15 protein-coding genes are annotated in these 24,738 nt (G+C 61.6%); 3 read left to right on the plus strand and 12 right to left on the minus strand.

The genetic code is table 11. From position 1 onward, the window contains the following. Positions 1–28 precede the first annotated feature (28 nt). The gene (locus CWM54_RS08095) at positions 29–925 is read left to right on the plus strand and encodes a DMT family transporter (protein WP_012541354.1); all 897 of its coding nucleotides are present in this window, start codon (positions 29–31) and stop codon (positions 923–925) included. Here the strand turns inward: CWM54_RS08095 and narI are convergent. The 5 genes from narI to CWM54_RS08120 all read right to left on the minus strand — a co-directional run bounded on the left by narI (position 922) and on the right by CWM54_RS08120 (position 9,375). Then, the gene (gene narI / locus CWM54_RS08100) at positions 922–1,599 is read right to left on the minus strand and encodes a respiratory nitrate reductase subunit gamma (protein WP_002910189.1); all 678 of its coding nucleotides are present in this window, start codon (positions 1,597–1,599) and stop codon (positions 922–924) included. The genes CWM54_RS08095 and narI overlap by 4 nt on opposite strands. After that, a complete protein-coding gene (gene narJ, locus CWM54_RS08105; RefSeq protein ID WP_100680536.1) occupies positions 1,599–2,309 on the minus strand; it encodes a nitrate reductase molybdenum cofactor assembly chaperone in 711 nt (236 codons plus the stop codon). Before narJ ends, narI begins: the two co-directional genes overlap by 1 nt. Next, positions 2,306–3,841, minus strand: a complete 1,536-nt coding sequence (narH, locus tag CWM54_RS08110) for a nitrate reductase subunit beta (RefSeq protein ID WP_061154198.1) — start codon at positions 3,839–3,841, stop codon at positions 2,306–2,308. The genes narJ and narH overlap by 4 nt, the downstream gene beginning before the upstream one ends. Continuing rightward, entirely contained in the window at positions 3,838–7,581 is a 3,744-nt protein-coding gene (locus tag CWM54_RS08115) for a nitrate reductase subunit alpha (RefSeq protein WP_061154197.1), read from the minus strand. The genes narH and CWM54_RS08115 overlap by 4 nt, the downstream gene beginning before the upstream one ends. Positions 7,582–7,986: 405 nt before the next feature. Continuing rightward, positions 7,987–9,375 (minus strand): NarK family nitrate/nitrite MFS transporter, encoded by a 1,389-nt coding sequence (locus CWM54_RS08120; protein ID WP_061154196.1) that lies wholly within the window; start codon positions 9,373–9,375, stop codon positions 7,987–7,989. A 311-nt stretch (positions 9,376–9,686) separates the two neighbouring features. Between CWM54_RS08120 and narX the strand changes: the two genes are divergently transcribed. After that, complete coding sequence (narX, locus tag CWM54_RS08125) at positions 9,687–11,465, plus strand: nitrate/nitrite two-component system sensor histidine kinase NarX (protein ID WP_061154195.1); 1,779 nt, start codon at positions 9,687–9,689, stop codon at positions 11,463–11,465. Positions 11,466–11,475: 10 nt separating this feature from the next. Then, the gene (gene narL / locus CWM54_RS08130; protein ID WP_002910198.1) at positions 11,476–12,126 is read left to right on the plus strand and encodes a two-component system response regulator NarL; all 651 of its coding nucleotides are present in this window, start codon (positions 11,476–11,478) and stop codon (positions 12,124–12,126) included. On the opposite strand, the gene CWM54_RS08135 is transcribed toward narL, so the two are convergent. The 7 genes from CWM54_RS08135 to nasR all read right to left on the minus strand — a co-directional run bounded on the left by CWM54_RS08135 (position 12,123) and on the right by nasR (position 24,705). Continuing rightward, entirely contained in the window at positions 12,123–13,505 is a 1,383-nt protein-coding gene (locus CWM54_RS08135; protein ID WP_100696699.1) for a YchO/YchP family invasin, read from the minus strand. The two genes, narL and CWM54_RS08135, sit on opposite strands and share 4 nt — an antisense overlap. 151 nt (positions 13,506–13,656) lie before the next feature. Continuing rightward, a complete protein-coding gene (locus CWM54_RS08140) occupies positions 13,657–16,263 on the minus strand; it encodes a nitrate reductase (RefSeq protein WP_100680537.1) in 2,607 nt (868 codons plus the stop codon). Then, positions 16,263–20,330, minus strand: a complete 4,068-nt coding sequence (gene nirB, locus CWM54_RS08145; RefSeq protein WP_100680538.1) for a nitrite reductase large subunit NirB — start codon at positions 20,328–20,330, stop codon at positions 16,263–16,265. The genes CWM54_RS08140 and nirB overlap by 1 nt, the downstream gene beginning before the upstream one ends. Positions 20,331–20,340: 10 nt before the next feature. Next, the gene (locus tag CWM54_RS08150; RefSeq protein ID WP_004145418.1) at positions 20,341–21,129 is read right to left on the minus strand and encodes an ABC transporter ATP-binding protein; all 789 of its coding nucleotides are present in this window, start codon (positions 21,127–21,129) and stop codon (positions 20,341–20,343) included. Positions 21,130–21,138: 9 nt separating this feature from the next. Continuing rightward, positions 21,139–22,023 (minus strand): nitrate ABC transporter permease, encoded by an 885-nt coding sequence (gene ntrB / locus CWM54_RS08155; protein WP_100680539.1) that lies wholly within the window; start codon positions 22,021–22,023, stop codon positions 21,139–21,141. Between the two features lies 1 nt (position 22,024). Further along, positions 22,025–23,281 (minus strand): CmpA/NrtA family ABC transporter substrate-binding protein, encoded by a 1,257-nt coding sequence (locus CWM54_RS08160; protein WP_100696930.1) that lies wholly within the window; start codon positions 23,279–23,281, stop codon positions 22,025–22,027. Between the two features lie 242 nt (positions 23,282–23,523). Next, positions 23,524–24,705: a nitrate regulatory protein NasR gene (gene nasR / locus CWM54_RS08165; RefSeq protein ID WP_100696701.1), complete on the minus strand. Its 1,182-nt coding sequence runs from the start codon at positions 24,703–24,705 to the stop codon at positions 23,524–23,526. Between the last annotated feature and the right edge of the window lie 33 nt (positions 24,706–24,738).

Genomic DNA, 24,738 nt, shown 5'->3' on the forward strand with positions numbered 1-24,738 from the left:
AATAACTGAAAAATTGTGGAGGTGAAAAATGCAACTTACCCGCGGCGTCTGGCAAATGAGCCTGGCAATGATAATCTCCGGCTCGATCGGCGCGTTCGTGCTGCTCTCTGGTTTGCCGGTGATGGATGTGGTGTTCTGGCGCTGCCTGATTGGCGCGCTAACCTTGCTGGTGTTTATCGTGTTAAGCGGCCAGCCCTTCAGCCGGCTAACGCGTTTCACTCTCGCTCTGGCGGTGATTGGCGGCGCGGCGCTGGTCGTCAACTGGCTGCTGCTGTTTGCCGCCTATTCGCGGATCTCAATCGGTATGGCCACCGTGGTCTATAACACCCAGCCGTTTATGCTGGTACTGATGGGGATGGTGCTGGGGGAACGGGTCAGCGCCGTGAAATGGGGATGGCTACTGCTGGCCTTTGGCGGCGTAGTGATCCTGTTGTCAAGCGAGCTGACGTCCGCGCATGGAGAGGGGCTCACTACCGGCGTTTTGCTGGCGCTGGGCGCGGCATTCTTCTATGCCCTGACCGCCATCATCGCGCGCAAATTGCATCCGCTCCCCGCACAGCATATCGCCTTCATTCAGGTGCTCGTTGGCGTCGTGATGCTGCTGCCGCTGGTGCATGCCCCCGAATGGACGGCCAGCTTCCCCTGGCGCTATCTGCTGATCCTCGGCATCGTCCATACCGGGATCATGTATCAGCTTTTATATAGCGCGATACAGAAACTGCCGACGCCCATTACCGGTTCGCTCTCCTTTATTTATCCGCTGGTGGCAATGGTGGTCGACTATCTGGTCTTCCACCATGCGTTGACCCCTGTGCAGTTGATTGGCGGGATGCTTATTCTGTTTGCCGCCGCAGGGAATAACCTCGGCTGGGGCGAAAAAAAACCCCGCCGCGGCGGGGTCAGTGAGCAGTCGCGGGCCAGTTAGCGACGGGCGCGGACAATCTGGTATTTGCGCGTCAGGTATTCGACCGGCGCGCTCCAGATATGAACCAGACGGGAGAACGGGAACAGCAGGAACAGCGTCATCCCCAGCACCAGATGAACGCGGAAAATAAATGCCACGCCATCCAGATGCTGCGACGCGCCGCCGTGGAACGTCACCACCGACTGCGCCCAGCCAACCAGCTTCATCATTTCACTGCCGTCCATATGCTGGGCTGAGAATGGGATCGTCAGCAGGCCGAGCGCACACTGCACCATCAGCAAGGAGAGGATCAGAATATCCGCTCCGGTGGTGGTGGCGCGAACGCGCGGGCTGAGCAGACGACGCTTGAGCAGCAGTAACCCGCCCACCAGGGTCATCACGCCGCAGGCGCCGCCGGCGATCATTGCCATCTTCTGCTTGACGTCGATCGGCAGAAAGGACTCATACATCCAGTGCGGGGTCAGCATGCCGAGGAAGTGGCCGGCGAAAATACCCAGGATGCCGATATGGAACAGGTTCGACGCCAGGTTCATCCCCTTACGGTCCAGCATCTGGCTGGAGGCGGCGCGCCAGGTGTACTGGCCATAGTCATAGCGCAGCCAGCTGCCGATCAGAAACACCGAGCCCGCAATGTACGGATAAATGTCAAAGAAGAACATATTCAGGAAGTGCATTATTGCTGTCCTCCGTTAGAGATATTCAGATATTGCGGGGCCACGGCTCCGGCAAAACGACGCTGGTGAGCGGAGATCTCCGACTCGCCGCAGCCCTGGTCGGCAAAGAATTTGACCTGTTCTTCTTCCCAGACCGCGTCCAGCGCCTGCGGCGTATCGTCGCGCGCCTCGTCGGCAATCTTCTCCGCCACCTTCTGACTGTCGACCTGGGTATTGGCCAGCTTCAGCAACAGCTCGAACAGCACCGCATAGCGACTATCGCGCTGCTGCAGGCGTGCGCTGAGCAAGCCGAGGATCGGCGCAACGTCCCGCAGGCCGCGAAGTGCTTCCTCTTCCGGCAGTTGCGCCAGATACTCCAGATACAGCGGCAGGTGATCCGGCAGCTCATGGCTATCCAGCAGCAGTCCGTGGCGCTCATACTGCGCCATCAGGTCCACCATCGCCTGCCCGCGGTCGCGGGATTCGCCGTGCACGTGTTCAAACAGCAGCAGCGAGGTAGCGCGGCCGCGGTCAAACAGTTCGCTATACGCCGACTGGGCGTCCAGCGGATCCTGAGCCACTAAATCGCGCAGGAAAACGCCCAGCGCGTGGGCATCCTCTTTGCTGAGTTTCTCTGATGACGCGAGCGCCTCGAACATCTCTTGCTGATGCTGCCATAAGGCAGCGTCAGGGTATTCGAGCAGACGCGACATAATCACGAGTTCAATCATGCGTGCGGCTCCGTTTTGCTGGTGACGTCAATCGCGTCGATACGACGGCTGTTGAACAGGTTGAACTGGCTATCAGAGCCGTGGCAACCATCGCCGAAGGTAAAGCCGCAGCCGCTCTTCTCCGGGAAGGCATCGCGAGCCTGTTCACGATGGCTGCTCGGCACCACGAAACGATCTTCGTAGTTAGCGATGGCCAGATAGCGGTACATCTCCTGGGCCTGCGCTTCGCTCAGCCCCACCTCTTCCAGCGCGCGGGTATCGACGACGCCGTCAACGGTTTCCGCACGCTTATAGTGGCGCATCGCCAGCATGCGTTTCAGGGCCAGCAGGACCGGCTGGGTATCGCCCGCGGTCAGCAGGTTCGCCAGGTATTGCACCGGAATACGCAGGCTTTCCACGTCCGGCAGGATCCCGTTGCTACCCAGTTCACCGGCATCGGCGGCGGACTGAATCGGCGACAGAGGCGGCACGTACCAGACCATTGGCAAGGTGCGATATTCTGGGTGCAGCGGCAGGGCCAGCTTCCAGTCCATCGCCATTTTGTAGACCGGCGACTGCTGCGCGGCCTCAATAACGCCCTGCGGAACGCCATCTTTTAACGCCTGTTCAATCACTTTCGGATCGTTTGGATCGAGGAATACGTCCAGCTGGCGCTGATACAGATCTTTCTCGTTCTCGGTGCTGGCGGCGTTTTCAATCGCGTCCGCGTCGTACAGCAGGACCCCGAGATAGCGGATACGGCCCACGCAGGTTTCGGAGCACACCGTCGGCATTCCGGATTCAATACGCGGGTAGCAGAAGATGCATTTCTCGGACTTCCCGCTCTTCCAGTTGAAATAGATCTTCTTGTACGGGCAGCCAGTGATACACATCCGCCAGCCGCGGCACTTGTCCTGGTCGATCAGCACGATGCCGTCTTCTTCACGCTTATAAATGGCGCCACTCGGGCAGGTCGCGACGCAGGCCGGGTTCAGGCAGTGCTCGCACAACCGCGGCAGATACATCATGAAGGTGTTTTCGAACTGACCGTACATGGCCTTCTGCATGTTATCGAAGTTCTGATCTTTGGCGCGTTTTTCGAACTCGCCGCCGAGGATCTCTTCCCAGTTCGGACCGCTGGTGATCTTGTCCATCCGCTGGCCGGTGATCAGCGAGCGCGGGCGGGCGATCGGCTGATGTTTGCTTTCCGGCGCGTTATGCAGATTCTGGTAGTCATAATCAAACGGCTCATAGTAATCATCGATCCCCGGCAGATGTGGGTTGGCGAAGATTTTACCCAGCAGCATCGCGCGGTTGCCCATGCGCGGCTGCAGTTTACCGTTGATTTTGCGGATCCAGCCGCCCTTCCATTTTTCCTGGTTTTCCCAGTCGTTCGGGAAGCCAACGCCAGGTTTGCTCTCCACGTTGTTGAACCAGGCGTATTCCATCCCTTCCCGGCTGGTCCAGACGTTTTTACAGGTCACCGAACAGGTATGGCAGCCGATGCACTTATCGAGATTCAGCACCATGCCGACTTGTGAACGAATTTTCATTTTACGCTCTCCTGTACCTGGTCGTTGCCTTCGCCGTCTAACCAGTTAATGTTCTTCATCTTACGTACCACTACAAACTCATCGCGGTTGGAGCCGACGGTACCGTAGTAGTTAAAGCCATAGGCCAGGTGGCCGTAGCCGCCGATCATGTGGGTCGGTTTTGGCGTAATACGGGTGACGGAGTTGTGGATCCCCCCGCGCTGACCGGTGATTTCAGAGCCCGGCAGGTTCACGATGCGTTCCTGGGCGTGATACATCATGGTCATCCCGGCCGGTACACGCTGGCTCACCACCGCGCGCGCCGTCAGGGCGCCGTTGGCGTTAAACACTTCGATCCAGTCGTTATCTTCGATACCCAGATCTTTCGCATCCGCTTCGCTCATCCAGACGATCGGCCCGCCGCGCGACAGGGTCAGCATCAGCAGATTATCGCTGTAGGTCGAGTGGATACCCCATTTCTGGTGCGGGGTCAGGAAGTTCAGCGCCTTCTCCGGGTTGCCGTTGGACTTCTCACCCATCACCGCTTTCACCGAACGGGTGTCAATCGGCGGACGATAGACCAGCAGGCTTTCGCCAAAGTCGCGCATCCACTGATGATCCTGATACAGCGACTGACGGCCGGACAGCGTACGCCACGGGATCAGCTCGTGAACGTTGGTGTAGCCGGCGTTATAGGAGACATGCTCGTCTTCCAGTCCAGACCAGGTCGGGCTGGAGATAATCTTCCGCGGCTGCGCCTGAATGTCGCGGAAGCGGATCTTCTCATCTTCTTTGTTCAGCGCCAGGTGCGCGTGCTCGCGACCGGTGATCTCGCTCAGCGCTTTCCACGCCTTCACCGCCACCTGACCGTTGGTCTCCGGCGCCAGGGTGAGGATCATTTCCGCGGCGTCGATGGCCGTTTCCAGCTTCGGCTGGCCTTTCGCCGGGCCTTCCGCCTTGGTGTAGTTGAGCTTACGCAGCAGATCCATCTCGCTCTGGGTGTTCCAGGCGATGCCTTTCCCGCCGTTACCGATGGTTTCCAGCAGCGGGCCGATCGAGGTGAAACGCTCGTAAGTCGCCGGATAATCACGCTCAACCGGAATAATATGCGGCGCGGTTTTCCCTGGGATCAGGTCGCATTCGCCTTTTTTCCAGTCTTTTACGTCAAACGGCTGCGCCATTTCCGCGGCGGAATCGTGTTGAATCGGCAGCGTCACGACGTCGGTTTCTTTGCCGAGGTGGCCGACGCAGACTTCGGAAAATTTCTTCGCAATGCCTTTATAGATATCCCAGTCGCTCTTCGATTCCCAGGCGGGGTCAACGGCGGCAGACAGCGGGTGAATAAACGGATGCATGTCCGAAGTATTCATGTCGTCTTTTTCGTACCAGGTGGCGGTCGGCAGCACGATGTCGGAATAGAGACAGGTGCTCGACAGACGGAAGTCGAGGGTCACCACCAGATCCAGTTTGCCGTCGAGGCCGTTATCCCGCCATTCGACTTCTTCCGGCTTCACGCCGCCCTGCTTGCCAAGGTCTTTGCCCTGAATGCCGTTCTCGGTACCCAGCAGGTACTTGAGCATATACTCATGGCCTTTACCGGAGGAGCCGAGCAGGTTGGAGCGCCAGATAAACAGGTTACGCGGGTGGTTTTTGCCGTTTTCCGGCTGTTCGGCCGCAAAGCGAATCGAGCCCTCTTGCAACGATTTCACGGTGTAATCGACCGGCGTCATGCCGGCTTTCTTCGCTTCGTCAGCGATACGCAGCGGGTTCACCCCTAACTGCGGCGCCGACGGCAGCCAGCCCATGCGCTCTGCGCGCACGTTGAAGTCGATCAGGTGACCGCTGTAACGGGATTTATCCGCCATCGGCGACAGCAGTTCCTGCGCGGTGACGGTTTCATAGCGCCACTGGCTGGAGTGGTTATAGAAGTACGATGTACTGTTCATGTGGCGTGCCGGACGCTGCCAGTCGAGGGCGAACGCCAGCGGCTGCCAGCCGGTCTGCGGACGCAGTTTTTCCTGGCCCACATAGTGCGCCCAACCGCCGCCGCTCTGACCGACGCAGCCGCAGAAGATCAGCATGTTGATCAGGCCGCGGTAGTTCATGTCGAGGTGGAACCAGTGGTTGAGGCCCGCCCCGACGATAATCATCGAGCGACCATGGGTCTTATCGGCGTTATCGGCAAATTCGCGTGCAGTGCGGATGATATGCGCGCGGGAGACACCGGTGATCTTCTCCGCCCAGGCGGGGGTGTAGGCTTTCACTTCATCGTAGCCGGTGGCGCAGTTATCATCGTTCAGACCGCGTTCCAGGCCGTAGTTAGCCATGGTCAGATCGTAAACGGTGGTCACCAGGGCGGTAGAGCCGTCGGCCAGTTGCAGGCGTTTGGCCGGCAGTTTGTGCAGCAGAATATTTTCGAGGTCGACTTTATTGAAGTGCTCAGAACCTTCGCCGCCGAAGTACGGGAAGCCGACGTTGGCGACCTCGTCATGGCTGCCCAGCAGGCTCAGACGCAGCTCGATCTCTTCGCCAGTTTTACCGTCGCGCTGTTCGAGGTTCCATTTGCCTTTGTCGCCCCAGCGGAATCCGAGGGAACCGTTCGGTACGGTCATGTCGCCCTTCTCGTCAAAGGCGACGGTTTTCCATTCCGGATTATTCTCCTGACCAAGGGAATCCACGAGGTCGGCCGCGCGCAGCGTGCGGCCGGCGGCGTAATAACCGTCGCGCTCCTCAAGCATCACCAGCATCGGCATGTCGGTATAGCGGCGCACATAATCGGTGAAGTACTGGCTCGGCTTATCGAGATGGAACTCGCGCAGCATCACATGGCCCATCGCCAGCGCCATCGCGGCATCGGTACCCTGCTTCGGCGCCAGCCACAGATCGCAGAGTTTGGCGATTTCGGCGTAGTCCGGAGTGATCGCCACGGTTTTGGTGCCTTTGTAGCGGACTTCGGTAAAGAAGTGGGCATCCGGGGTACGGGTCTGCGGCACGTTGGACCCCCAGGCGATAATGTAGCTGGAGTTATACCAGTCGGCAGATTCCGGCACATCAGTCTGTTCGCCCCAGGTCATCGGCGAGGCTGGCGGCAGGTCGCAGTACCAGTCGTAGAAGCTCAGGCAGGTGCCGCCGATCAGCGACAGATAACGGGCGCCGGACGCATAGGAAACCATCGACATCGCCGGGATCGGCGAGAAGCCGGCCACGCGGTCCGGACCGTAAGTTTTGACGGTATAAACGTTTGAGGCGGCAATCAGCTCATTCACTTCCTGCCAGGAAGAGCGCACAAAACCGCCGCGACCGCGAGCCTGTTTAAAGCTTTTGGCTTTATCGGCGTCTTCAATAATCGAGGCCCATGCCTCAACCGGATCGCTATGCTGCACTTTCGCTTCCCGCCACATCTTCATCAAACGTTTACGCATCAGCGGGTATTTCAGGCGGTTAGCGCTGTACAGATACCAGGAGTAGCTGGCGCCGCGCGGGCAACCGCGTGGTTCGTGGTTCGGCAGGTCCGGACGGGTGCGCGGGTAGTCAGTCTGCTGCGTTTCCCAGGTCACCAGACCGTTTTTCACATAAATCTTCCAGCTGCATGAGCCGGTGCAGTTGACACCGTGAGTGGAACGCACAATTTTGTCATGCTGCCAACGTTGACGGTATCCATCCTCCCAGTCCCGGTTGGTGTTTAGAAGCTGGCCGTGCCCATCGGCAAAGGTTTCACCCTTCTGTTTGAAGTAGCGAAACCGGTCCAGGAATTTACTCATCGGGTTTCTCCTGATATGGAGCCTGACGGCTCTCTGATAAATCGACATTGCTGGATTTGCAGCGAAGGTAACGCTATGAAAGAGGGCGAGAATTGATGGCGATCAATCCGGACTGGCTTGCTAAAGCGGAGGGAAACTGCAATTACCACCAAGGTGGTAGGAAACTCAATTTTTTAACTTTATGTTTTTTAATGGTTTTTAACGAAAAATGGGTCGCGTGGCTCGGGATTGTTAACAAAGGAGGTATTAAGGGGTAGAGCGGTGACGCTGGCAAGCCGTCCCTTCCCGGCTCAGTGGCCAAAACGAATAAAATCGCCCATTAGTATGTTGTAACTAATTAAGCCAGTAAAAAAAGGCGCCTCCTTCGGGAGTACGCCTTTACGAAGCGACATCGACTATGGCGGATTATTGACGCTTACGGCCGTATACCGCCCAGGTGATCACCACGCAGGCAATATAGAAGACGAGGAAGATTTTCATCGCGCCGGCCGGCGAGCCGGTCAGATCCAGCGAAATGCCGAATGCTTTCGGGATAAAGAAGCCGCCGATGGCGCCTATCGCCGAGATAAAGCCCAGCGCTGCCGCGGTATCGGTCGCCGCCTCGCGCATCGCCTGCGCTTCGCTGCCGCCCTGGGCCTTCACGCGGTCCATGGTCAGCTTACGGAAGATCACGGAGATCATCTGGAAGGTGGAGGCGCTCCCCAGCCCGGCGGTCAGGAACAGCACCATGAACACCGCGAAGAAGGCGATGAAGTTGCCGCCCTGGCCGTTAGTCGGCAGGGTCAGGAACAGCAGCGCGCAGAAGACAGCCATCACCACGAAGTTGACCAGCGTCACGCGAGTCCCGCCGAGACGATCGGAGATCGCCCCGCCCATCGAACGCGCCAGCGCGCCAATAAAGGGGCCGAAGAAGGCGTAGTGCAGGATCTGCACGTCCGGGAACTGGGTTTTCGACAGCATGGCGAAGCCGGCGGAGAATCCGATGAAGGAGCCGAAGGTGGCCAGATAGAGCAGCGCCATGATCCACAGGTGCAGGCGTTTCAGCACCGGCAGCTGTTCGCTCAGCGAGGCTTTAGAAGCCGACAGGTCGTTCATAAAGAACCACGCCGCCAGAGTAAAAATAATCAGGAAAGGTACCCAGATCCACGCGGCGTTTTCCAGATACAGCATTGAGCCGTCCGGCTGCTCGCTGCCGGTCCCGCCAAAAATGGCAAACACAGAGACCGACACCACCAGCGGCGCGACCAGCTGCATCACGCTGACGCCCATATTACCGAGGCCGCCGTTGACGCCGAGCGCCCCGCCCTGCTTCGCTTTCGGGAAGAAGAAGCTGATGTTGGCCATACTGGAGGCAAAGTTGGCCCCGGCGAAGCCGCACAGCAGCGAGATAATCACGAAGACGCTAAACGGCGTGGAAGTATCCTGGACCGCAAAGCCCAGCCAGACGCACGGAATAATCATGATCCCGGTGCTGAACGCCGTCCAGCGACGGCCGCCGAACAGCGGCACCATAAAGGCGTAAGGCACGCGCAATAAGGCGCCAGACAGCGCCGGCAGCGCGGTCAGCATAAACAGCTGATCGGTCGTAAACTGAAAGCCCACTTTGTTGAGATTAACGGCGACGGCGCTGAACAGCATCCACACGCAGAACGCCAGTAACAGACAGGGAACGGAGATCCATAGATTACGGCTCGCCACACGGTGACCGCGCTGTTGCCAGAATTCAGGATCTTCAGGGCGCCAGTCGGTAATGACCGAGCGGTTAGCCTTCTCCGGTAGGGAAGATTGACTCATAGATACCTCTGATTATTCATATTTCCTGCCGCTACCTTAGGGGTTGCCCGGGGCGGTAAGTTGATATAAATCAAAGGAAAAGCGCGCACTAATTTGTGCAAAAATAAACCATGCTCCGAAGTGAGTAGAGAATGGTGAGGAAAAAAGTGTGGTTTTTCACGCGGCTGCCGGGTTGCGTATAACCCCACCCCCAATAGCGCCTACCACCGACAATTAAGGAGTAACTCTTTAGGGGTATGGGTATACTCCAGGGGATAGCCGAGAATAAGCGCCACTCCCGGAGAGATCACCGGTCAGGAGCCACGCATTCCATGTTAAAACGTCTTTTTACTCCGCTGACGCTGGTCAATCAACTGGCGTTAATCGTGCTGCTCGCCACCATTATTGGCGTCGCCGGCATGGCGATCTCCGCGCGCCTGGTGAACGGCGTCCAGGGCAGCGCCCACGCGATTAACAAGGCCGGTTCATTGCGTATGCAAAGCTACCGGCTGCTGGCGGCGATCCCGCTGAATGAAAACGATCAAAAGCTGGTGGCGGACATGACTGCCACCGTCTTCAGCCCCGAGCTGCAAAATTCCGCCCGCCGCGACGGCCAGGAACAACAGTTAAAAGCGCTGCAGCAATACTGGCAGCAGGCACTGGCCCCCGGCATGCAGCGTGCGGTTAACCAGGCGGAAGTGGCCCAGGATGTCGCCGACTTTGTCGATCGTATCGACCAGCTGGTCACGGCATTCGACCACACCACCGAGCAGCGTATCGAGCGGGTAGTCTGGATCCATCGCATCCTCGCCATTGGTATGGCGCTGCTGCTGATTTTTACCATCATCTGGTTACGCGCCCGCCTGCTGCGGCCGTGGAAACAGCTGCTGGGCATGGCGCGGGCGGTCAGCCAGCGCGATTTCACCCAGCGGGCGCACATCAGCGGGCGTAACGAAATGGCGACCCTCGGCATGGCGCTGAATAACATGTCGGAAGAGCTGGCGGAAAGCTACGCCGTGCTCGAGCGGCGGGTGCAGGAGAAGACCGCCGGACTGGAACAGAAGAACGAGATCCTCGCTTTCTTATGGCAGGCCAATCGTCGGCTGCATTCCAGCGCCCCGCTCTGCGAGCGGATTTCACCGGTACTGAATGGCCTGCAGGGGCTGACGCTGCTGCGCGATATCGAGGTACGGGTTTACGACCTGGAAGACGAAGATAATCACCAGGAGTTTACCTGCCACTCGGATTATGAATGTGATGATAAAGGCTGCTACCTCTGCCCACGCAATCTGCCGCCGCTGCCGGATGGCGGAACAACGCTGAAGTGGCGGCTGTCGGATGCGCATAATCAGTACGGCATTCTGCTGGCGACGCTGCCGGTTGGCCGCCATCTCAGCCACGATCAGCAGCAACTGGTGGATACCCTGGTGGAACAACTGACCAGTACCCTGGCGCTGGACCGCCATCAGGAGAAACAGCAGCAGCTGATCGTCATGGAAGAGCGGGCTACTATCGCCCGCGAGCTGCACGACTCCATCGCCCAGTCGCTGTCCTGTATGAAGATGCAGGTCAGCTGTCTGCAGATGCAGGGCGACGCCTTACCGGCGGAGAGCCGCCAGCTGCTGGGGCAGATACGCAACGAGCTGAATACCTCCTGGGCCCAGCTGCGGGAGCTGTTAACCACCTTCCGCCTGCAGCTGACCGAGCCGGGCCTGCGCCCGGCGCTGGAGGCCAGCTGTCAGGAGTACAGCGCCCACTTCGGCTTTACGGTACAGCTTGATTATCAGCTTCCGCCGCGCTTTGTACCGTCGCATCAGGCCATTCACCTGCTGCAGATCGCCCGCGAAGCGTTAAGCAACGCCCTGAAGCATGCCAGCGCGACCAAAGTAACCGTGACGGTGTCACAACGCGATAATCAGGTCCGTCTGGTGGTGGCGGATAACGGCCGCGGCGTGCCGGATCACGCCGAGCGGAGTAACCATTACGGTTTAATTATTATGCGGGATCGCGCCCAGAGCTTGCGCGGTGACTGTCAGGTACGACGCCGGGAAACCGGTGGAACCGAAGTGATCGTCACGTTTATCCCGGAAAAAACGTTTTCCATCCAATAAGGAGACCCCCATGAGTCAACAGGAACGGGCAACCATCCTTCTCATTGACGACCATCCGATGCTGCGCACCGGCGTAAAACAATTGATCAGCATGGCACCAGACATCCAGGTGATTGGCGAGGCCAGCAATGGTGCGCAAGGTATCGAGCTGGCGGAGTCGCTGGATCCGGACCTGATCCTGCTCGACCTCAATATGCCGGGCATGAATGGCCTGGAAACGCTGGACAAACTGCGTGAGAAATCGCTTTCTGGCCGGGTGGTGGTCTTCAGCGTCTCCAACCATGAAGAGGACGTTGTCACCGCCCTGAAGCGCGGCGCCGATGGCTATCTGCTGAAAGATATGGAGCCGGAAGATCTGCTGAAAGCCCTGCAGCAGGCCGCCGCCGGAGAGATGGTGTTAAGCGAAGCGTTAACCCCGGTGCTGGCCGCCAGCCTGCGCGCCAACCGCGCCACCTCCGATCGCGACATCAGCCAGTTGACCCCGCGCGAGCGCGACATCCTCAAGCTGATCGCCCAAGGACTGCCGAACAAAATGATCGCCCGTCGCCTGGATATCACCGAAAGCACCGTCAAAGTACACGTGAAGCACATGCTGAAGAAAATGAAGCTCAAATCCCGGGTGGAAGCCGCGGTATGGGTCCACCAGGAGCGAATTTTCTAAGGCGAGTCCGTCCAGGAGACGCCAGGCGTGGTGAACTTGACCAGCGGCTCGGTCAGCGCCAGAGCGATCTCATTGGAGGAGACGCGCTGCCCCTGTTTATCCTCCACCACCACCGACAGGCGCCAGCGGTTCGCGGCGCCCGGTTCACTGTTCCACACCGGCATGATCACGCTCCAGCCATCCGGGCTGGCGCCATCCACCGGCGGCGTCAGGCTAAGCGCCTGGGTGTCACCCTGCCAGTGCAGCGCCTTGATACCGTGCAGGCTATGGATCTGCAGCTTCAGTTGCACCGTCTCTCCGGACTGCAGATCCCAGGGCGGCGTGGCCAGATAGACTGTCAGATTTTTGCGCTGACGATACTCCACCACCGGCAGATTATCCCGCTCCGGACTATCGAAGCGGCTCCCGCGCAGCGAATTGCTGATCGCTACCTCGTCAGCGGCCAGCTGCTGCTTAAGGGGTACGCCGAAGCGGTAGTTTAGCTTCAGGCCCACATTGTTCTGGCTGACGCCATTTTCCCCCTGCTTATGCTTAGCGGTAACGGTGACCAGCGGGACCGGGGTGTAATTGAGCCCAACGGAGACGGCCACCGGATTATGGTAGCCGGTGCCGGTGTGAAAAAGATCGACGCTATCGCCGAAGTACTGTTCGACGCTGACGCTGGTATTAATGTGCTGGTAGAACGGTAGCCGCGCCTGGGCGGTGACGTCATACCCCGCGGCCATCCGCTGCTCCTGAGTCTGATTATCGCGCAGTTGCCAGTCGCCCAGCGGATGGTAGTAGTTTGCCGACAGCCGGAGATATTCTCCCCACGCCTCCGCGCCGACGCTGCCGCGCGCCAGGCTTTCGCTCAGCACTTTGTCGTAAAACGAGTTATAGCCCAGCAGCCAGCCACCGACCCGCCAGCGCTGGCCAAGTCCAATGTTGCCCACCAGATCGTTCTCGCGCCGGGTCACCGAATACTGGTTCCAGGTCAGGTAACGGTCGTTATCCTGCAACGGCACAAACCAGCTCCCTTTACTGCCGGTGAACTTACCCTCTTTATCGACCAGCAGGTCGACATTGGCGTTGCCCCATGGTGACAGCCAGCTCTCCAGCTCATGGCTCACTTCATTGCCGATTTTGCTGATGGCGAACAGCTGCGCCTGCTCGCCCGCCGTCAGTCCGTTATCGCTCATGCTGGCCTCGCCAAACTTCTTCGCCACTTCGGCAAAGTGCCGGGCGTCGTCATCGACCTGGGGAGCAATCCCCATATCGGGCAGCGGATCTTGCGCTTGTGTGGGGCGAGTGGTGTCGCTGGCGGTCAGCGCCCAGACGGGAACGCCCGGCAGCAGCAGGAGACAGGTCAACGTTGGCAACAAACGGAAGGACACATGCATCAACAGATTTTGAGCAGGCTCACAAAAATGGGAAGAAGTGTTAGTTTATCGTTTTTTCCCTGCTCCCGCAGCCCTGTGGGCAATTCCAGGAATATGCTGAAACCGGTTGGGCAACATATCACCCAACCGGAGCCGTCACTGCGCGCCACCGTTACGCCTGGGTTCGGGTTCGTTGCGCCGCCAGCAGCGCGTTGAGCTCCGGCACGCAGGAACCGCAGTTGGTCCCGCATTTCAGCTTCGCTCCCAACGCCCCGACGCTGGCGCAGCCGCTGGCGATAGCCTCGCTAATTGACCGTTCCCCCACGCCAAAGCAGCTGCAGACGATCCGCCCCCGCGGGGCGACGGCGGCGCCCGGTCGGCCGCTAAGCAACGCATGTCGCTGGACGGCATCGGACGGCGGCGCGGCAAAGGCGGCGCTTATCCATGCGCTATCCACCGCCGGCTCGCGCGCATCGCTCCACCAGCCGAGCATCAGACTCCCCTGATGCCAGGCCAGCAGGTTCCATACCGCGCCGCCGTCAGCCACCTGTAGCTGCCAGCCGCGCTGCGCGCACCACGCGCTGATCCACTGTCGGGCAGACGCCTCCCCGGCCAGCGAATAGTGCAGCACGCCAGGCGCTGCCCGCCGCCGCCAGTGCCAGGCCGCTGGAAACGGCAGCGGTTCGCGACAAAGCAGTTCGCTGTGCCAGGCCGGTTGCCAGGCGGCGATGGCCACCGCCGCCTGTTTACTTTCCGGCTGGCCGGAGTACGGGTCGGTGACGGCGGTCAGCAGATTATTCACCCGCCCCTGGCGGGCAAACTGATTGTTCCAGTGCATCGGAACAAACAGCGAGCCGGGGCGTTGCCCTTCATTGATCGTCACTTTCGCCACCATCACCCCATGCCGCGACCAGATCCGCGCCAGCCCGTCGGCGGGAAGCTGGTAGCGAACGGCATCCTGCGGCGCCACCTCCACCACCGGCTCCGCGATGTGCTGCATCAGCCGCGGCACCGTGCCAGTGCGGGTCATGGTGTGCCACTGATCGCGGATCCGCCCGCTGTTGAGGATCAGCGGATAAAAGACATCGGTTGTCGCCCGGGTCGGTTGAGGCGTCACCGGCACCATCCGCAGCCTGCCATCGCCATGCCAGCCGCGCACGATATCCCAGGCGGCTTCGCTGCGGCTGACCGGCCAGCGCACCGGCGCCATGGCGTCCCACGCCTCACGGCTGAGATCCGCCAGCGCGCCGATATCAAACGCCCGCTGACCGTCGTTTTCGAAACCGGACAGCGCCGCATGCTCGCGGAAGACGTCATGCGGATGCTGCCAGGCAAACGCCTCGCGATACCCCAGCGCCTGCCCCACTCTGGCGATGATCCACCAGTCCGCTTTCGCCTCCCCCGGCGGCGGCAGAAAGCTGCGCTGACGGGAGATCCGCCGCTCCGAGTTGGTGACCGTGCCATTCTTTTCGCCCCAGGCCAGCGCCGGAAAGCGGATGTGGGCGAAATGTCCGGTATCGGTCTCAGCGGCGACATCCGAGACGATCACCAGCGGACAGGCGGCCAGCGCCTGGCTCACCGCGTGGCTGTCAGGGAGCGACACCACCGGGTTGGTACCCATGATCCAGACCGCTTTGACCTCGCCGCGGCCAATGGCGGCAAACAGCTCCACGGCGGTCAGCCCCGGGGTCTGCGCCAGCCGTTCCGTCCCCCAGAAGCGGGCCAGCCGCTGCAGATCGTCTGGCACAAAATCCATGTGCGCCGCCAGCATCGTCGCCAGCCCGCCAACTTCGCGGCCGCCCATGGCGTTGGGTTGACCGGTCAGCGAAAAGGGGCCACAGCCGCGGCGGCTATACTTCCCGCTGGCCAGATGGACGTTGATGATAGCGTTACATTTGTCGCTGCCGCTGGCGGATTGATTGATTCCCATGGTGTAGAGGGTGATCGCCCGCGGGGCGGCGATGAACTCGCGATAGAAGGCCGCCACCTCATCGGCAGCCAGGCCGCAAAAATCCGCCACCTTCGCCACGTCCCAGCCACTCGCCTCGGCCAGCGCCTGCGAGCCATCGCGAAAGCCATCGACGCAGGCTCCGGCTTGCACCAGGGCGTTAAGTAATCCCACAAACAACCCACCGTCGCTTCCCGGGGCCAGCGCCAGATGGCGGTCAGCGATCTCGCAGGTGGCGGTGCGTCGGGGGTCGATCACCACGATCCGCAGTTGGGGATTATCCCGCTTCGCCTGCGCCAGCCGCTGGAACAGCACCGGATGCGCCCAGGCGGCGTTCGAGCCGACCAGCACCACCAGATCGCTGTTTTCCACATCGTCGTAGCTGCAGGGCACCACGTCGGCGCCAAAAGCCCGCTTGTAGCCGGTCACCGCTGACGACATGCACAGCCGTGAATTGGTATCGATGTTCGCCGCGCCGATAAACCCCTTCATCAGCTTATTGGCGGCATAGTAATCCTCCGTTAACAGCTGGCCGGAGGCGTAAAAGGCCACCGCCTGCGGGCCATGCTGGTCGATGACCTGTTGCAGGCGCGCAGCGGTCTCCGCCAGCGCCTGAGGCCAGGCTACCTGCTGGCCGTCGACCTCCGGCGCCAGCAGCCGCCCCGCCAGGCCCGTGGTCTCCCCTAATGCCGCCCCTTTGACGCACAGACGGCCGAGGTTCGCCGGGTGCTGATCGTCGCCGCGCACGCTCACCTGCCCCGCGTCGTCCACGCTCGCCAGTACGCCGCAGCCCACACCACAGTAAGGACAGGTCGTTCGGATGGTCTGCATCAGGAGGCCTCCGCGCGCGCCAGCAGCTGCTGGCTGCCCACCCATACTTTGCCGTTTTCCACTTTTACCGGCCAGGCGCGTACCGCCTGTTCACTGCCGTCGCACGGCCAGCCGTCGCGCAGGCGAATCCGCTGTTTGTACAGTGGGGAGATCACCACCGGCTCGCCGCCGACGTCCCCTAACAGCCCGCGTGACAGCACGTTGGCCGCGCTGCCCGGCTCGCGGTTGTCCAGGGCGTAGACCCGCTCACCGAAGCGGAACAGGGCAATCTGCCGCTCCCCTAAGCGGGCGCCAATCCCCGCCTGCGCCGGGATGGCGTCAAGGTCGCATACCGCCTGCCACGGCCGGGATGGAAGTTCGCCTTCGGGCAACGTCTCAGTCAGCAACAGCTGCGGCTGACCACGCAGCTCGTGGCGCTGCACCGCCTCGTCCGGCTGGTCGCTGTTCACGAAGGAGCGGAACAGCGCCAGACGCTGCGGATCGTTGAGGGTGGTCTGCCACTCGCACTGGTAGCTGTCGACGATCCGGGCCATCTCCTGCTCCAGCTCCTCGCCAAGGCCGAGACTATCCTCCAGCACCACCTGCCGCAGATAGGCGACGCCGCCCTCCAGGTTATCCATCCAGGTGCTGGTCCGCTGCAGGCGATCGGCGGTACGGATATAGAACATCAGCAGACGATCGATGCTGCGGATCAGCGTCGCTTCGTCGAGATCGCTGGCAAACAGGTCGGCGTGACGCGGTTTCATCCCGCCGTTGCCGCAGACGTACAGATTCCAGCCTTTATCGGTGGCAATCACCCCGATATCTTTCCCCTGGGCTTCGGCGCATTCGCGGGTGCAGCCGGAGACCGCCATCTTGATTTTGTGCGGGGCGCGCAGCCCTTTATAGCGATGCTCGAGCCGCACGGCGAGCCCGGTGGAGTCCTGCACGCCGTAGCGACACCAGGTTGAGCCGACGCAGGATTTCACCGTGCGCAGCGACTTGCCGTAGGCGTGGCCGGTTTCAAACCCGGCGTCGGCCAGCTCGCGCCAGATAGCCGGCAGCTGTTCCAGCCGCGCGCCAAACAGATCGATACGCTGGCCGCCGGTCACTTTGCTGTAGAGCTGGTAACGTTTGGCGATCTGCCCGATAGCGATCAGCCCGTCCGGCGTCACTTCCCCTGCCGCCATCCGCGGCACCACCGAATAGGTTCCGTCCTTCTGAATGTTGGCGAAATAGCGGTCGTTGGTATCCTGCAGCGGCAGGTGCGCCGGCTTCAGCAGGTACTCGTTCCAGCAGGAAGCCAGCACCGAGGCCACCAGCGGTTTGCAGACATCACAGCCGTGTCCCTGGCCGTAGCGGCTAATCAGCTGCTCGAAGGTATGGATATGATTGACCCGTACCAGGTGGTAAATCTCCTGGCGCGACCACGGGAAATGCTCGCAGACGTCTTTTTTCACTTCGACGCCCTGCTCCGCCAGCTGGTACTCCATCACCTGTTTCACCAGCGCGCTGCAGCCGCCGCAGCCGGTGGCCGCTCTGGTGCAGCTTTTTATCGCCGCCATATCCCCCGCCCCATTGTTCACCGCCTGGCAGATATCGCCTTTGCTGACATTATGGCAGGAGCAGATCGGCGCGCTGTCGGGCAGCGCCGCGACGCCGAGCGCCTTCGGCGCGGCGCCCTCCAGCGCGGGCAGGATCAGGCTCTCCGGACGCGGCGGCAGCGCCATGCCGTTCAGCATCATCTGCAGCAGCGTGGCATAGTCGCTGGCCTCCCCCACCAGCACGCCGCCAAGCAGGGTTTTGCCGTCCTGACTGACGACGATTTTTTTGTACACCTGCTGCGGACCGTCGGTCCATTGATAGCTCTGGCAGCCCGGCGTGCGCCCCTGCGCATCGCCAAATGAGGCGACGTCTACCCCCAGCAGCTTCAGTTTGGTACTCATGTCGGCGCCGCTAAAGCAGGCGTCTTCTCCCGCGAGGGTGGCCGCGGCGATACGCGCCATCTGGTAGCCCGGCGCCACCAGACCGTAAATTTTATTGTCCCACAGGGCGCATTCGCCTATCGCCAGCACGTCCGGGTCAGAGGTGCGGCACTGGCCGTCGATGTGAATGCCCCCGCGTTCGCCCACCTGCAGCATGCAACCGCGGGCCAGCGCGTCCTGCGGACGGATCCCCGCCGAGAAGACCACCATGTCGGTCCGCAGCGCGCCGCCGTCGGCAAAGTTCAGCCGCAGGCCGTCGGCCTCGCGCACGATGGCGGTGGTCGCTTTGCTGGTATGCACCCCCACGCCGAGGGCGACGATCTTCTCCCGCAGCATCGCCGCCCCGCCGTTATCCAGCTGGACGGCCATCAGGTTTGGGGCAAACTCCACCACGTGCGTGTCCAGCCCCAGCTGTTTCAGGGCGTTGGCCGCCTCCAGCCCGAGCAGGCCGCCGCCGATAACCACCCCGGTCTTCGCCGCGGCGGCATGGGCGGCGATACGGTCAAGATCGTCAAGGGTGCGGTAGACAAAGCACCCGTCGAGATCGTTGCCAGGGATCGGCGGAACAAAGGGATACGAGCCCGTCGCCAGCACCAGTTTATCCCAGTGGGTTTCATGCCCCTCGGCGTCCCGCACCAACCGCGCGTCGCGGTCGATCGTCGCCACCGCCTCGCCGAGGCGGAGTTCGATGCCGTGCTGGTGAAAGAAATCATCGGCCACCAGCGATAGCGATTGAGCGCTGCGCCCGGCGAAATAGTCGGAGAGATGCACCCGGTCGTAGGCGGCGTAACGCTCTTCGCCAAACACCACGATTCGATATTGCTGATGCAGGTTGCGGCTCACGCATTGTTCGAGAAAATGGTGGCCGACCATGCCATGTCCCACCAGCACTAATACAGGTTTCGTCATCGTCATTATTCCTGCAGCCTGCGGCTGCGTTGAAGAGGAGTCAAAAAGCCAGTCCGCGGTGGCAGGCTCGTCGCTTTCCAGGCGCGCGGTGAGCGCGGCGGCGGCGGTGCAGTCGCCCATCAGCAACACGCCGCGCAGGCGGCCGTCGCGCAGCAGCAGGCGACGATAGTGGCGGTCGATGGGGTCCCAACTGGTATAGATGTCATCCTGTTCGCCGGCCTGCTGCTCCCCGACACTAAAGAGTTCAATGCCGGTGACCTTCAGGCGGGTCCCGGCGTCCTGCCAGACAAAGCCCTCGCCGGGGGCGCCGCACAGGCGATCCGCCAGTACTTCAGCCTGGCGCAGGCAGGGAGCCACCAGCCCCCAGGTCTGGCCGTCAATTTCGCAACATTCCCCGATGGCGCTGATCCCCGGCAGCGAGGCGGCCATCTGGCGGTCAACCACGATCCCCCGCTGACACAGCACGCCGCTCTGCGCCGCCAGACGGCTGTTAGGCTGCACGCCGGCGGCCAGCACCACTCTGGCGGCGCGGAAAGCGCGCCCGTCTGCCAGCCGCACGCCATCCTCTTCGATGGCGGCGATCCGGCATTCCAGCACGCAGCGGATGCCGCGCGCTTCAAGCTGCTGCCTGAGCTCATCGGCGGCAAAAGCGTCGGTCAGCGGCGCCATTAATCCGCTGCCGCGATGCAGAAGAGTGACCTCTCCGCCGTGGCGACGTAGCGCCGCCGCCGCTTCCACACCGAGTACTCCGCCGCCAATCACCACCGCCGGGCCGGGTATCGCCAGAATTCGTTCCACGTCCGCCAGAGTGCGGAAGGGGATAACCTGCGGACGATTACTGCCCGGCAGCGGCGGGATAAAAGGCCGCGAACCGGTGGCGAACACCAGCTCGTCCCACGGCAGCCAGGTTTCCGCGATGCGCAGCCGCCGTTGCTCAACATCGACTTCATCGACCGCCTCGCCGGACCGCAGGCACACCCCGTGCCGGGTGTACCACTCCGCCGGCAGCAACGGGAGCTGCGCCGCCGTTTTTTCGCCAGCCAGCAGCGGCGAGAGCTGAATGCGGTTATAGGCCGGCTGCGGCTCGTCGCCGACGACGGTAATGGCAAACCGCGCGGGGTCGCGCTCAACCAGTCGCTGCACCAGTCGGGTGGCCGCCATGCCGTTACCGATCACCACCAGTCGCCGCGTCATGACCGCCCCCTTACGCCGCTTTCGGCTGTTTTTCATACAAAAAATGCAGGATCTGCTGACGCAGATGGTGATACCGGCTGTCGTCCGCCAGCTGAACGCGGTGACGCGGACGCGGCAGATCGACCGCGAGGATCTCGCCGACCGTCGCCGCCGGACCGTTGGTCATCATCAGCACCCGATCCGAGAGCAGCACCGCTTCATCAACGTCGTGGGTGATCATGACGATGGTGGTATTAAGCTCCTGCTGGATATGCATCACCGTGTCCTGGAGGTGAGCGCGGGTCAGCGCGTCCAGGGCGCCGAAGGGCTCATCAAGCAACAGCACCTTCGGCTTCATCGCCAGCGCCCGGGCGATACCTACCCGCTGCTTCATGCCGCCGGAGATCTCCCCGGGACGTTTGTGCAGCGCATGCCCCATCTGCACGCGTGCCAGGTTGTGTTCGATCCACTCCCGGCGCTCACTCTTGCTCATGGTGCGACGGAACACCTGATCCACCGCCAGCGCCACATTATCGAAACAGCTCAGCCACGGCAGTAGCGAGTGGTTCTGGAAAACCACCGCCCGCTCCGGCCCGGGCCCGGCGATTTCCCGGTTATCGCACAGCAGTCCGCCCTCGGTGGGCGTCGTGATCCCGGCGATCAGATTCAGCAGGGTCGATTTTCCGCAGCCCGAGTGGCCGATCAGACTGATGGTCTCCCCTTCGACGATATCGAAGGAGACATTCTGCAGCGCCAGGAACTCGCCGCTGGCGGTGTTAAAGCGCTGGCTGACGGCCTGCACCTGAATTAATGGTTTCATGTTGGCTCCTTATTTTTCCTGCCAGCTAAAGCGGCGGGCGAGCAGCATCAGACCCTGCTCCAGCAGCAGGCCGACGACGCCGATAATGACGATGGCGATGATGATGTTTTCCACATTGAGGTTGTTCCACTCGTTCCAGATCCAGAAGCCGATCCCCAGCCCGCCGGTGAGCATTTCCGCCGCCACGATCACCAGCCAGGCGATGCCGATGGAGAGACGCACGCCGGTGAGCACCGCCGGCAGCACTGCAGGAAAGAGAATTTTGCGCATCACCGTCCACTCCGAGAGCTGGAGGACGCGGGCGACATTGAGATAGTCCTGCGGGATCCGCCGTACGCCTTCCGCGGTGTTGATCACCATCGGCCAGATGGAGCAAATAAAAATGGTCCAGCTGGAGGCCGGCTCCGCCTTCTGGAACAGCAGCAGGCCAATCGGCAGCCAGGCCAGCGGGCTGACCGGGCGCAGCAGGGCAATCAGCGGATTAAACATGCGGGCGAAGAACAGCGAACGGCCGATCAAAAACCCCAGCGGAATGCCCGCTAGCGCCGCCAGGCCGAAGCCCACCGCTACGCGCTGCAGGGAGGCCAGCACGTTCCAGCCGATGCCCATGTCATTGGGCCCGTCCTGATAGAACGGATCGGCAAACAGCGTCAGCGCCGAGTCCAGCGTGCTCAGCGGCGTGGGAAAGCCTTTGCTGTGCATCGCCGCCAGCTGCCACGCCAGCAGCAGCACCCCCAGCCCCAACAGCGGGGGTAGCAAGCGCTGAGTGAGCTCACGCAGCCAACGCGTGACGGTTGGCGTGGTACGCCTGACCTGCACCGGCGGCAGGATAATCACTTCGCCAGACGCGTTCTCCACGCTGACGACCGGTTGCTTACGTTGTGCCTGCTTCATCTCATGCCCCCTTACGTTGAATGGCAAAATGGCGGGCGTAGCCTTCCGGGTCGGCCCCGTTCCAGACCGTACCGTCCATCAGTGTGCTGCTGCGCATCGTGGCTGCCGGGGCGCTGATCCCGCCGACCGCCTGGGCGGCAGCCTGCCAGACGTCGATGCGGTTAATGCGCGACGCCACCGCGAGGTAATCCGGAGCCTGCTTCAGCAGTCCCCAGCGGCGGAACTGGGTGAGGAACCACATTCCGTCCGACAACCAGGGGAAACTCACCTCGCCCCCGGCCCAGAAGCGCATCGGATGGGCATCCTGCCAGCGGCGGCCGAGGCCGTTGTCATACTCCCCAAGCATCCGGCCGGTGAGGTACTGCTCCTTGGTATTGAGCCAGCCGCGTCTGGCGAGCAGGCGGGCCGTCTCCTGAGTGTTCTCCGGCGAGGCGGCGATCCAGCGCTGCGCCTCCATCAGGGCCGCCACCAGCGCGCGGGCGGTGTTCGGGTTGCGTTCCACCCAGTCGCGACGGGTGCCCAGCACCTTTTCCGGATGCTCGGGCCAGATATCCTGGGAAGTGGCCGCGGTGAAGCCAATGCGGTCGTTAATGGCGCGGGCGTTCCACGGCTCGCCGACGCAAAAGCCGCTCATATTGCCGATGCGCATGTTCATCACCATCTGCGGCGGCGGCACCACGACGGTGCGCACATCGTTAAAGGGATCGATGCCGGCGCTCGCCAGCCAGTAGTAGAGCCACATGGCATGGGTGCCGGTGGGAAAGGTATGGGCGAAGGTGTAGCTGCCCGGCGCGCTGCGGTCGATCAGCCGTTTCAGCCCGCCGAGGTCGGTTACCCCTTTCTCCTGCAACTCGCCGGAGAGGGTAATCGCCTGGCCATTACGGTTGAGGGTCATCAAATTGGCCATCGCCTGCGGCTTGCTGGCGATCCCCAGTTCAAGACCGTACAGCAGGCCGTAGAGAATATGTGCCGCGTCCAGCTCGCCGGCCACCAGCTTGTCGCGCACCGCCGCCCAGCTGGCTTCCTTACTCGCCACCAGGGTGATGCCATACTTTTTGTCAAACCCCTTCGCCGCGGCGATGGCCAGCGGCGCGCAATCGGTCAGCGGAATAAATCCGACCCGCACGCGGGTTTGCTCCGGTTTGTCCGATCCGCCGGCCCATGCGGCCTGCATCACACCCGGCAGCAGCATCGCGCCGCCCAGCGCGGCCCCTGCCTGCAGCAAGCGCCGCCGGGAAATTGAAAACTTGTCGCTCATATCCGCTCCACCACGCGCAAAAAAAAAGCGTCCGACAGTGCTTACGCACTGCAGGACGCCTTTATCCACGGACACCCGAACCGCCATTGGTTCGTTGTCCGGACTTTTATTCACTCAATAAGTAATGCAAACGGGATGCCAGCTTTGGCAATGGCGCGCTGGCGGGCTTTTCCCCAGCGTTGGTCGGTTTTTCACGTAAAAGTGCACCGCCGACAGGCAAAGAATGCCCATTGATTGTGCATCTACTCCTTTGGTGTTAGCGGCCAAATCGCTTTCACCATCAGCAGCGCGCGGGCTATCTCAACCATGCGCTGATTTTTGTCCATGGCCATCTTGCGCAGCGTCTGCCAGGCCTGCTCCTCCTGCATTCCCTGGTGCGTCATCAGCAGGCTTTTCGCTTTTTCGATCAGCTTGCGTTCTTCGAGCGCGTCTTTCAGCGAGGCCAGCTGGCTGGAGAGCTGCTGCAGCTCATAGGCCTGCTGGCGCACCAGCGGCAGCAGCTGTTTCTCCAGATGCGGCGTCAGGGTATCGACTTCCTCGCCGGCCAGCCAGCCTGGCACGTCGTCCACTAACAGCGCGTCGGTGGCGTCCAGCAGATCGTCGATCAATTGTTCTTCCACTTCGCGCAGGTGCTCAAGCCGCTGGGTTTGCAGACCAAACCAGCGCAGCGCGGTTTCCCCGCCGTCGGCGGCAGGCTGGCGGGTGCAGGCGATCCGCCGCAGCTGTTCGATGTCCAGGCCGGCCTGGCACTGGGTGATAAACAGCTGGACGGTCGCCGGGCTGCCCAGCGCCTGAAAGCTGTCGAAGCAGGGCTGCTGACCGTCAATACGGTCCACCAGCTGTTGGCGCAGGCTGTTGCTGAACTCGCCGCGGGTAAAGCCCAGAGCGCCCAGCGCGCGTTCCTGACCCACCAGCTCTTTACCCTGCATAAAGCTGTACAGGGCGACCATGCGGCCAGCCACCGGCGGATCGTCAATGCTGTCATTGAGCTGCGGGACGATGTTCAGCAGATGGCGGATGACGCGGCTGAACTGCTCCGTCGCGGCTTCCGCGGCAATCTGCCGGCGGGCGATCTGCTCGCGCAGCGCCGGAAGCTGCAGCAGATCGCCAACCGCCCTGGCAATGCGCCAGCACAGCGCGCTGCCGGCGACCGTACGTGCCCGTTCGAGGCTGGCATAGAACAGCGCTAACCGCTCATCAACCAGCGCCCCGCCCGCCCGACACTCCGCCGCATACAATTGGCCGTCCGAGCAAAGAAAAATATTCGACGCCCCGCGCTCACACTGCAGCATATGCACCAGCGCGCTGAGCTGGCTGGCCAGTTCCCCCAGTTGGCTAAGCTGCTGAAGCTGTTGTTTTTGCAGGCGACGCGCCAGCTGTAGCCAGGCTGTCACATCGTCCGCGTGACCAGTCGTATTATTCATACCCCTCCTCCGGGTTAACGCTTTATACTGCGG

The sequence above is a fragment of the Klebsiella sp. D-Nf1 genome (assembly GCF_002810515.1).
Taxonomy (GTDB): domain Bacteria; phylum Pseudomonadota; class Gammaproteobacteria; order Enterobacterales; family Enterobacteriaceae; genus Klebsiella; species Klebsiella variicola.

Coding starts and splice junctions, on each gene's coding strand:
- nasR (WP_100696701.1), bottom strand. CDS start 24,705: ATGAATAATACGACTGGTCACGCGGACGATGTGACAGCCTGGCTACAG.
- CWM54_RS08160 (WP_100696930.1), bottom strand. CDS start 23,281: ATGAGCGACAAGTTTTCAATTTCCCGGCGGCGCTTGCTGCAGGCAGGG.
- CWM54_RS08115 (WP_061154197.1), bottom strand. CDS start 7,581: ATGAGTAAATTCCTGGACCGGTTTCGCTACTTCAAACAGAAGGGTGAA.
- ntrB (WP_100680539.1), bottom strand. CDS start 22,023: ATGAAGCAGGCACAACGTAAGCAACCGGTCGTCAGCGTGGAGAACGCG.
- nirB (WP_100680538.1), bottom strand. CDS start 20,330: ATGACGCGGCGACTGGTGGTGATCGGTAACGGCATGGCGGCCACCCGA.
- CWM54_RS08095 (WP_012541354.1), top strand. CDS start 29: ATGCAACTTACCCGCGGCGTCTGGCAAATGAGCCTGGCAATGATAATC.
- CWM54_RS08150 (WP_004145418.1), bottom strand. CDS start 21,129: ATGAAACCATTAATTCAGGTGCAGGCCGTCAGCCAGCGCTTTAACACC.
- CWM54_RS08140 (WP_100680537.1), bottom strand. CDS start 16,263: ATGCAGACCATCCGAACGACCTGTCCTTACTGTGGTGTGGGCTGCGGC.
- CWM54_RS08135 (WP_100696699.1), bottom strand. CDS start 13,505: ATGCATGTGTCCTTCCGTTTGTTGCCAACGTTGACCTGTCTCCTGCTG.
- narX (WP_061154195.1), top strand. CDS start 9,687: ATGTTAAAACGTCTTTTTACTCCGCTGACGCTGGTCAATCAACTGGCG.
- narJ (WP_100680536.1), bottom strand. CDS start 2,309: ATGATTGAACTCGTGATTATGTCGCGTCTGCTCGAATACCCTGACGCT.
- CWM54_RS08120 (WP_061154196.1), bottom strand. CDS start 9,375: ATGAGTCAATCTTCCCTACCGGAGAAGGCTAACCGCTCGGTCATTACC.
- narL (WP_002910198.1), top strand. CDS start 11,476: ATGAGTCAACAGGAACGGGCAACCATCCTTCTCATTGACGACCATCCG.
- narI (WP_002910189.1), bottom strand. CDS start 1,599: ATGCACTTCCTGAATATGTTCTTCTTTGACATTTATCCGTACATTGCG.
- narH (WP_061154198.1), bottom strand. CDS start 3,841: ATGAAAATTCGTTCACAAGTCGGCATGGTGCTGAATCTCGATAAGTGC.